Origin of the sequence: Promicromonospora sp. NPDC057488 (genome assembly GCF_042802395.1) — a bacterium.
In the GTDB taxonomy this organism is placed as follows: Bacteria; Actinomycetota; Actinomycetes; order Actinomycetales; family Cellulomonadaceae; genus Promicromonospora.
The window spans coordinates 22,684-31,382 of sequence record NZ_JBHVEG010000067.1 but is presented as its reverse complement, the minus strand read 5'-3'; the positions used below and the strand labels follow the sequence as shown (position 1 = coordinate 31,382).

Genomic DNA, 8,699 nt, shown 5'->3' with positions numbered 1-8,699 from the left:
ACAGGCGCGGACGGGGCCGTCCGGTACTGCTGAACGAGATCAGCGAGCGTAGAACTCGACGACCATCTGCACGTCGCAGGTCACGGGGACCTCGGCGCGCTTCGGCTGACGGGTCAGCGTGGCGGTCAGCTTCTCGAGCTGGACGTCCAGGTAGCCCGGGAGGGCCGGCAGCACGTCGCGGTGCGCGCCCGCGGCGGCGACCTGGAACGGCACCGTGGTCTGGCTCTTCGGCTTGACCTGGATGGTCTGCCCCGGCTTCACGCGGAACGACGGGCGGTCCACGATCTTGCCGTCCACCAGGATGTGACGGTGGGTCACGTGCTGGCGGGCCTGCAGGATGGTGCGGCCGAAGCCGGCACGCAGCACCACGGAGTCCAGACGGGTCTCCAGGTCCTCGACCATGACCTCACCGGTCAGGCCGGCCTGCTTGCGGGCGTTCTCGTACACCTTGAGAAGCTGCTTCTCGCGGAGCATGTACTGCGCGCGCAGACGCTGCTTCTCGCGCAGACGCACCGCGTAGTCCGACTCGGTGCGACGACGGGCACGACCGTGCTCGCCGGGCGGGTACGGACGCTTCTCGAAGTGCTTGACGGCCTTGGGCGTGAGCGCGAGGCCCAGCTTGCGGCTCAGGCGCACCTGACGGCGCGCACGGGTCACAGAAGTCACTGTGATGTCCTGTCCTGTAGATATTGAAGGTCACACCCGGACACGGCTCCCCCACGAAGGGGGAACACACCGGGTGCGGGACCAGCCGATGGAGCGGGTGCGTGAGCACCGTGCTCGCGGGGCCGAGGTCCCAGGGCGTTGCCATGGGCAACCTGAAGATCTTACCGCACGTCGGCGTTCCGGCTCGCCGTGGGGCTGCTCACTTCCCGGCGCCGCCGCTGCCGCCGTCGCTCCCCAGGATGCCTCGGATACGTTCGAGGCGCTCCGCCACCTGCCGCTCGTACCCGCGGTCGCTCGGGTCGTAGTAGCGCGAGCCGGCGAGCACGTCGGGCAGGTACTGCTGCGGCGCGACGCCGTGCGGCCAGTCGTGCGCGTACCGGTACCCGTCGCCGTGCCCCATCTGCTTGGCGCCGGAGTAGTGCGCGTCGCGCAGGTGCGGCGGCACCGTGCCCACCTTGCCGGCCCGCACGTCCGCCAGGGCGGCGTCCACGCCGAGGTAGGCGGCGTTCGACTTGGGGGCCGTGGCCAGGTGCACCACGGCCTCGGCCAGCACGATGCGGCCCTCGGGCATGCCGATGAGCTGGACCGCCTGCGCGGCGGCGACGGCGGTCTGCAGGGCGGAGGGGTCGGCCATGCCGACGTCCTCGGCCGCGGAGATGACCAGGCGCCGCGCGATGAACCGCGGGTCCTCCCCCGCGGCGACCATGCGGGCCAGGTAGTGCAGCGCGGCGTCGACGTCGGACCCGCGGATGGACTTGATGAAGGCGGAGATGACGTCGTAGTGCTGGTCGCCGTCGCGGTCGTAGCGCACGGCGGCGACGTCGACGGCGCGCTCGACGTCGGCCAGCCCGATCAGCGGGGTGGTGCCGTCCTCGCCGGTCACGGGGTCGTCGTCGGACAGGACGGCGCCCGCGGCGGCCTCCAGGATCGTGAGCGCCTTGCGGGCGTCGCCGCCGGCGAGCCGCAGCAGGTGCTCGGTGGCGTCCTCGCCGAGCTCGACCGACCCGTCCAGCCCGCGCTCGTCGGTGACGGCCCGCTGCACGAGCCCGCGCACGTCGTCGGTCTCCAGGGGCTTGAGCGTGAGCAGCAGGGAGCGCGACAGCAGCGGGGAGTTGACGGAGAAGCTGGGGTTCTCGGTGGTGGCGGCCACGAGGGTGACCCAGCGGTTCTCGACGCTCGGCAGCAGGGCGTCCTGCTGGGACTTGGAGAAGCGGTGCACCTCGTCGACGAACAGCACGGTCTCGTCACCGCCGGTGGCGAGCCGGCGCCGGGCGTCCTCGATGACCTGGCGCACGTCCTTCACGCCGGCGGTGACGGCGCTGAGCTCCACGAAGCGGCGCCCCGAGACGGTGGCCACCAGGTAGGCGAGCGTGGTCTTGCCCGTGCCGGGCGGCCCCCAGAGGATGACGGACGACGGTGCGGCGCGGCCGCCCCCGCCGGGCTCGATGAGCCGGCGCAGCGGCGAGCCGGGCACGAGCAGGTGCCCCTGCCCCGCTATCTCGTCGATCGAGGCCGGGCGCATGCGCACGGCGAGGGGCGACGACGCCCGCGCGGTCGGGGTACCCGCGGTGTCGGTCGTCGCCGTACTGAAGAGGTCGTCGAACACCGCCCCAGCCTACGGATGCTCACTGACACCCACGTGCTCGCCGACGCCGACGTGCTGCGCAGGCACACCGCCAGGCGCATGCGCAGGCGCACGGTCGGGCGCGTGGTCCGGCCACGGCTCGTTGGGCTCGCGGGGGTCCTCGGGCAGGATCGTGCCGACCCAGGCGTCCCGCCGCACCCCGCGCTGCAGCCCGTGCCGGCGCAGGGTGGCCTCGACCTGGAAGCCGAGACGCCAGGCGACGCGGCGGGAGGCCCAGTTGCCCACGTAGGCGACCCAGCTCACCACGGACAGGCCGAGGCCGTCGGGGTCCAGCGCCCAGTCGACCACCAGCCGCGACGCCTCGGTGCACAACCCTCTGCCGCGCGCGTCCGGCGTCATCCAGAAGCCGAGCTCCCCCGCGCGCTCCTCGGCCGGGGTGCCCTCGTTGGTGAGGCCGACCATGCCGATCAGCGGCCCGTCGGCGTCGCCGGGGGCGCGCACCGCCCACGTGTAGACGGAGCCCTTCGCCCAGCCCTCGGCCACGTGGTATCGCACGAAGCTCTCGGCGTGCCGCCGCTCGTACGGGACGGGTACCACCGTCCACTCGGCCACCGCCGGGTCCTGGCAGGCCGCGGCGATCGCGTCGACGTCCGCGTACGTGGGGACGGACAGGCGGACGTGCTCCGTGGCCAGGACGAACGGTTCCATCCCTCGATGGTGCCACAGAAATAGGCCCCCACCTGCAGGTTTACAGATCCGGGCCCGACCTCGCGGGGGTCGGGCGCGTGACGTCGGTCACGCCTCGCCGACGTCGTCGTCCGAGTCGTGGGGCGCGTCGCCCGGGGTGCTCCCCGCCGCCCCGGCGGCGTCCTCGGCGGGTTTGCGCAGGGTGCTGTAGACCGCCCAGGCCACGGCGATCAGCGGCACGGCGACGATCGCGCCCAGGATGCCGCCGACCACCGTGCCGCAGGTGACGCCCAGGGCGACGACGACGGGGTGCAGCGAGACCTGCTTGCCCATGATGAGCGGCTGCAGCACGTGCCCCTCGAGCTGGCCGATGCCGGCGATGCCGAGCGTGACGATCAGGGCCGTCAGCAGCCCGTCGGCCGCCAGCGCCACGACGGCGGCGATGATCATGGCCAGGGGCGCGCCGATCAGCGGGATGAACGTGCCGATGAAGACCAGCACCGCGAGCGGCGCGGAGAGCGGCACGCCGAGGATCGAGAGGAAGATCCCGGCGAGGATGCCGTTGGTGATCGCGACGAGCACGGTGCCGCGCGTGTAGCCGGAGAAGGTGTACCAGCCCGCGCCGGCGGCGTCGTTCCAGCGGCCGCGGGTCCGGGCGGGGACCTGCTGCATGAACCAGCGCCACATGGCGCCGCCGGACGCGAGGAAGAAGACGGTGCAGAAGATCGCGAGGGCGAGGACGGCGATGCCCTCGACGATCGAGCCGGCGCTCTCGGCGGCGCGGCTCACGAGGGTCTGGGAGTTCTCCTGGATCCAGTTGGCGGCGTCGTCGATCCACTGGTCGCGCCGGTCGAGCTCGACGTCGAACGGGAACCTGTTGTTCTCGATGAGGCCGACGATCTGGTCGATGCCGGTGTTGAACTCCCCCGCGAGCCGTTCCCACTGGCCGGCGACCGAGACGACGACGTACGTCACGAGGCCGCCGACCACGAGGATGCCGGACAGGATGGCCGCGGCGGTGGCCAGGGCCCGGGGCATCACCCGGTCGTAGAGGTCGGTGAGCGGGTTGAGCACGGCGGTGAAGACGAGCGCCAGGAAGACCGCGACGAACACGATCAGCACCTGGGTGACCGCCCAGAAGACCAGGGCGACGCCGGCGACGACGAGGATCAGGCGCCACGACCAGCCCGCGGAGGTGCGCAGCCACGGCGGCGGCGCGGAGTCGCGCTGCACCGTGTCGCGCTGCCCGGTGTCGCGCTGCACCGGGTCCCGGTGCGGGACGCCGGGCTGCGTCACATCGGGCCGTGGGGCTGGTCGTGGTGCGGGGTCAGGCACCGAGTCAGTCTGCCCCATCCACGGCCGGCGCGCCGGGTGCCGGCGCCGTCCGGCGCAGCGTGCAGAACACGGCCCAGGCCACCGCGGTGAGCGGGACGGCCACGACGGCGCCCAGCAGGCCGCCGAGCACGGAGCCGGCGGCCACCACGAGCGCCATGACGACCGGGTGCAGCGAGACCTGCTTGCCGGTGATCAGCGGCTGGAGCACGTTGGCGTCGATCTGCGCGACGACGACCATGCCGATGAGCACGACCAGCGCCAGCACCGGGCCCTTGGCGGCCAGCGCGACGAGCACGCTGATCACGATGGCGGCGACGGGGCCGATCATGGGGATGAACGCGCCGAGGAACACCACGACGGACAGGGGCAGGGCGAGCGGCACGCCGACGACGGACAGGAAGATCCCGGCCAGGATGCCGTCGGACAGCGCGACGAAGAACATGCCCCGGGTGAAGCCGGCGAACGAGTTCCAGCCCGCGGCGGCCGCGGCCTCCCAGCGGTCGTGCCGGTCGGCGGGCACGAAGTCCAGCGCCCAGCGCCACATGCGGGCGCCCTGGGTCAGGAAGAACACCGTGCAGAAGATCGCGAGCACGACGGCGGTCGCACCCTCCGCGATCGACCCGGCGCTCTGGGCGGCCGTGCCCGCGTAGTCGCCCGCGTGGGACTGGAGCCAGGCGCCGCCGTCCTCCAGCCAGTCCTGCGGGCCGCCGAGGCCGGCCAGCATCGGGATGCCGGTGAGCAGCTCGGCCAGGTCGGTCAGGCCGGTGGCGAACTCGGCGGCGAGGTCCTCCCACTTGCTCACCACGGACGAGACCACGTACGTCACGAGCGCGCCGACGGCGAGCACCGCCGTCAGCAGGGACGCCGCCATGGCCAGGCCGCGCGGCATGACCCGGTCGTAGAAGTCGCCCAGCGGCAGGAGCACGGTGGTGAAGACGAGCGCCAGGAACAGGGCGACGAACACGACCTGGATCAGGCCGACCACGTAGAAGACGATCGCGACGGCGGCCACGATCCCGACCAGCTTCCAGGCCACCTCGCCCGCGGAGCGGATCCACGGGGCGCCGAAGGTCGTGGGCACGCTCTGGGGTACGGCTCGTGCGGCGGCCTGTTCCGGTGCCGGGTCCTGCGGGGTGGTGGGCGGCTCAGCCGCCGTCGTAGGCGCTACCGTCGGCGCTTCAGCCGTCATCGCCATGCTCCCGATTTTGTTATGGGCGAATTGTCCAGGGCGGACCCTAGCGGCGGCCCGCTCCTCCCGACAACTCCCGCCCGACGGGCGGTACGACGGCGCCGGTCATCCGGCCAGCGGCCGTCCGGTGAGCGCCGCGACGTCGCGCGGGGCGGCCTGGGCGACGACCGCGTCGCGCCGCTCGTCCTGCCCGGTGGCGCCCGGCGGCAGCAGGGCGGCGACGGCGCGCGCCACAGCCGGGTCGCCCGCCGCGTCGGCGAGGACACCCGTGCGGCCGAGGGCGAGGTTCGCGGCGGTCGCGGTGCCGGCGTCGGACGACGCCGCGAGCAGCTCCAGCGACAGGGCCGCGGCGCCGAGCACGCCGGCGCCGAGCACGGACTGCAGCACGTCGCGGTCGCCGAGCAGGCCGGCGAGCACGGCGTCGTCGGGTGCCGTGCGGACGAGCGCGACGGGAGGCGACTCGACGCTCTCGCCCCGGCGCGCCGCGAACCGGGCCGTCAGCTCGTACCTGCCGGGCGCGGGGAACAGGGGTGCGCTCCCCGACGTCAGCAGTGGCACCGAGGCGATCAGGCGCCCGCCCGCGGGCAGGTCGACGGACCTCGGCGCCGAGTCGGCGGGCCACGGCCACGTGGCGGGCACGGGGGTGCCCCCGGCGCCCGCGACCAGGATCTCGAGGTCGCCCTCGACGAGGTTCAGCCGGGCGCTGACGGTGGCCGGGCCGCCGGTGGCGACCAGCTCGACGTCGGCGAACGCGATGTGGTCGAGCGGCAGGGAGTCAGCGGCGGGCCGGAGCCGCAGCTCCAGCCCGCCCGCCGTCTCTTGCGTGCTCATCGCGCCCTCATCGCGCCTGCGGCTCGACGAAGTCCGCCGCGATGCGCTGCGCGGCCGCGACGTCCTTGCCCGCGGCCGACCGCGCGCCGCCCTTCGCGCGCGACTTGAGCGCCGCGATCGTGTCGGCCACCACCGGGGCGTTCTTCTCGGTCGGGCTCGCGACGGTGACCGCGAGCGCCGTCGCGCGTTCGGCCGAGCGGCCCGTGAGCGCCAGGTCGAGGAAGTGCGCCGCGTCGTCCGGGGCCGCCGCCCGGACGTCCTGGGCGCGGACGTCGGAGAACGGGCGGGTGAGCGCGTTCGCCAGGACGAGGGCCCCGGCCGCGCCGGTGTCGGTGTCGCTGTGCTGCTCGGCGAGCTCGGTGAGCACGGCCCGGGCGGAGTCGTCCGTGGCGAAGTCGCCCAGGGCCATGGCCCGCCCGACGCCTGGGGTCAGCGTCTTGGCGCTGATGTCGACCTCGGCGTCGGAGGCCGGGCCGCGGACGTCGACCGTGACGGGCGCGGAGCGCACGGTGGTCAGCGGGTCCACCTCGAGCTGCGCGGCGACGGTGTGGCGACCGGGTTCGGTGAACGTGACGCCCTGGTTGGTGAAGAACACCTGGACATGGTTGCGTACCGACTCCCCCGGCTGCAGCACGGTCGTGGGGCGCGGGCCGCAGCCGACGGCGACGTCGACCAGGTGCTGCAACGTGCGGTCGGGCGGCGTGTGCAGGAACACGAGGTCGCCCTCGGACAGGTTGATCAGCGTGGTGACGGTGCGTGGCTGGTCGGCGATGTTGGTGAGCGCGACCTCGGCGGTGACGTACTCCCCCACGTACGCCTGGGCGGGCAGGGTGATCGTGAGCTCGAGCCCGTCGTCGCCCGTGTCGCCGCCGAGCCCGGCGACGTCGACCGGTGCGGGCAGCCCGGCCGACAGGTTGCCGTGTCCCCAGCCGAAGTTCTTCCAGCCGGGCCGCACCTGCGGGTCGGGCGAGTGGATCAGGGAGGTGCGGTCGTGGTCCGAGAACACGAACGCGGCGTTGTTCGGGTAGGGGTTGGCGGCGGTGGCGAAGCCCATGACGTCGCCGGTCTGGTTCATGATCTCGATGCCGATGCCCGGGTTGTGGACGTCGTGCTTCGGGTGCCAGAGGTTGAACGCGTGCCCGGCCTCGTGGACGAGCGTGCGCAGGAACGCGGCGGGCACCTCGTCGAGCGGCCGGCCGCGCGCCGCCGCCGCGATGAAGGCGTCGTTGCCGAGCCGTACGTCGGCGAACCCGGCGGCGCCCTCGCGGGGCACGGTGTCGTCGTCGAACATGATCCCGAACAGGCCGCCCTGGGAGGAGCCGACGAACAGCCACAGCCGCCACCCCTCGCCGGGGACGGTCTGGCGGTGGCCTGTCATGAGGGTCGCGAGCTCGGCGTTGGTGAGGTCGTTGTCGTTCGGCACGTTGATCTCGTCGGTGACGACGGTGACGTCCCAGCCGGCGGTCGCGTAGACGGAGCGCACCGTGGCGGTCGCGCCCGAGCCGATGGTGGCGGACGCCGGGAAGACGCGGTTGACCATGGCGTCGACCTCGATGCGGCAGCCGCGGTACATCGGTGAGGTCTTGCGCGCGGTGACGTTCGTGACGGTGCCGCCGATCGACAGCGTGCCCGTCATCCGGTCCGACGGGCCGAGGAACCTGGACGCCGTCGTCACGACCAGCGGGCGCCGGCAGCTCAGGGTGAGCGTGCCCGTGTCGGTCGAGACGAACTCCTGCGTGGTCCGGTTCCACAGGTGCCGAACGATCTGCACGGTCAGCGTGCCGCCGGAGTAGGTGGCGCCGTTCGAGCGGAAGTACCAGGAGTACTCCGAGGCGGGGAAGGCGGGGTACCAGCGGAAGCTCAGCGACGGGATCTCGCCCAGAATCCCCGGGTCGATCCCCTGTGCGTCTCCTTGCGCGCCCCCCGGTGCGTCCGGACCGCCGGCGCCACCGCCCGGTGTGCCGCCGACGGCGGCACCCGGGCCACCGGCGAGGGGTCCGGGGTCGGGGATCGGGAACGGGCTCGGGATCGGCAGGCGCGGCTCGAGGACCGGCGGGAAGACCCGGCGGGAGTACATGTCGCCCGAGACGCGCAGCGACGAGGCCCCGACCTCGATGCGCATCGCGCCGCGCACCTCGGGGCTGAACACGGTGCGGCGCTCCAGCTCGAGCAGCCACGAACCGTCCAGGGTTCCGATGGGGCACGGCCGGGTGAACAGGTCCGGCCGGATGACGGGGCCGACGACGAGCTGGCCGTCGGCGTCGAACTCGAGCGGCGCACCGTGGCCACTGTGGTGACCACCGTGGTGCCCGCCGTGGTGCCCGCCGTGGTGCCCGCCGTGGTGCGAGTCGTACGCGGCCCGGGCGTCGTTGCCGCAGCCGCAGTCGTTGTCCATGGGTTCTGCCC

General features: G+C 73.4%; 7 protein-coding genes. All 7 read right to left on the bottom strand.

Going from position 1 to position 8,699, the window contains the following annotated elements; translation table 11 throughout:
• Positions 1-39: 39 nt before the first annotated feature.
• On the bottom strand, positions 40-666 hold the full coding sequence (gene rpsD, locus ACFU5G_RS15380) for a 30S ribosomal protein S4 (protein ID WP_020015444.1): 627 nt from the start codon (positions 664-666) through the stop codon (positions 40-42).
• 199 nt (positions 667-865) lie between these two features.
• The gene (locus tag ACFU5G_RS15375; RefSeq protein WP_377246093.1) at positions 866-2,272 is read right to left on the bottom strand and encodes a replication-associated recombination protein A; all 1,407 of its coding nucleotides are present in this window, start codon (positions 2,270-2,272) and stop codon (positions 866-868) included.
• 9 nt (positions 2,273-2,281) lie between these two features.
• Complete coding sequence (locus ACFU5G_RS15370; RefSeq protein ID WP_377246090.1) at positions 2,282-2,959, bottom strand: GNAT family N-acetyltransferase; 678 nt, start codon at positions 2,957-2,959, stop codon at positions 2,282-2,284.
• Between the two features lie 87 nt (positions 2,960-3,046).
• Positions 3,047-4,273 (bottom strand): AI-2E family transporter, encoded by a 1,227-nt coding sequence (locus tag ACFU5G_RS15365; RefSeq protein WP_377246087.1) that lies wholly within the window; start codon positions 4,271-4,273, stop codon positions 3,047-3,049.
• Positions 4,274-4,277: 4 nt separating this feature from the next.
• Positions 4,278-5,462, bottom strand: a complete 1,185-nt coding sequence (locus ACFU5G_RS15360) for an AI-2E family transporter (protein WP_377246084.1) — start codon at positions 5,460-5,462, stop codon at positions 4,278-4,280.
• A 105-nt stretch (positions 5,463-5,567) separates the two neighbouring features.
• The gene (locus tag ACFU5G_RS15355; protein ID WP_377246081.1) at positions 5,568-6,293 is read right to left on the bottom strand and encodes a hypothetical protein; all 726 of its coding nucleotides are present in this window, start codon (positions 6,291-6,293) and stop codon (positions 5,568-5,570) included.
• A gap of 7 nt (positions 6,294-6,300) precedes the next feature.
• The gene (locus tag ACFU5G_RS15350; RefSeq protein ID WP_377246078.1) at positions 6,301-8,688 is read right to left on the bottom strand and encodes a hypothetical protein; all 2,388 of its coding nucleotides are present in this window, start codon (positions 8,686-8,688) and stop codon (positions 6,301-6,303) included.
• Positions 8,689-8,699 lie beyond the last annotated feature (11 nt).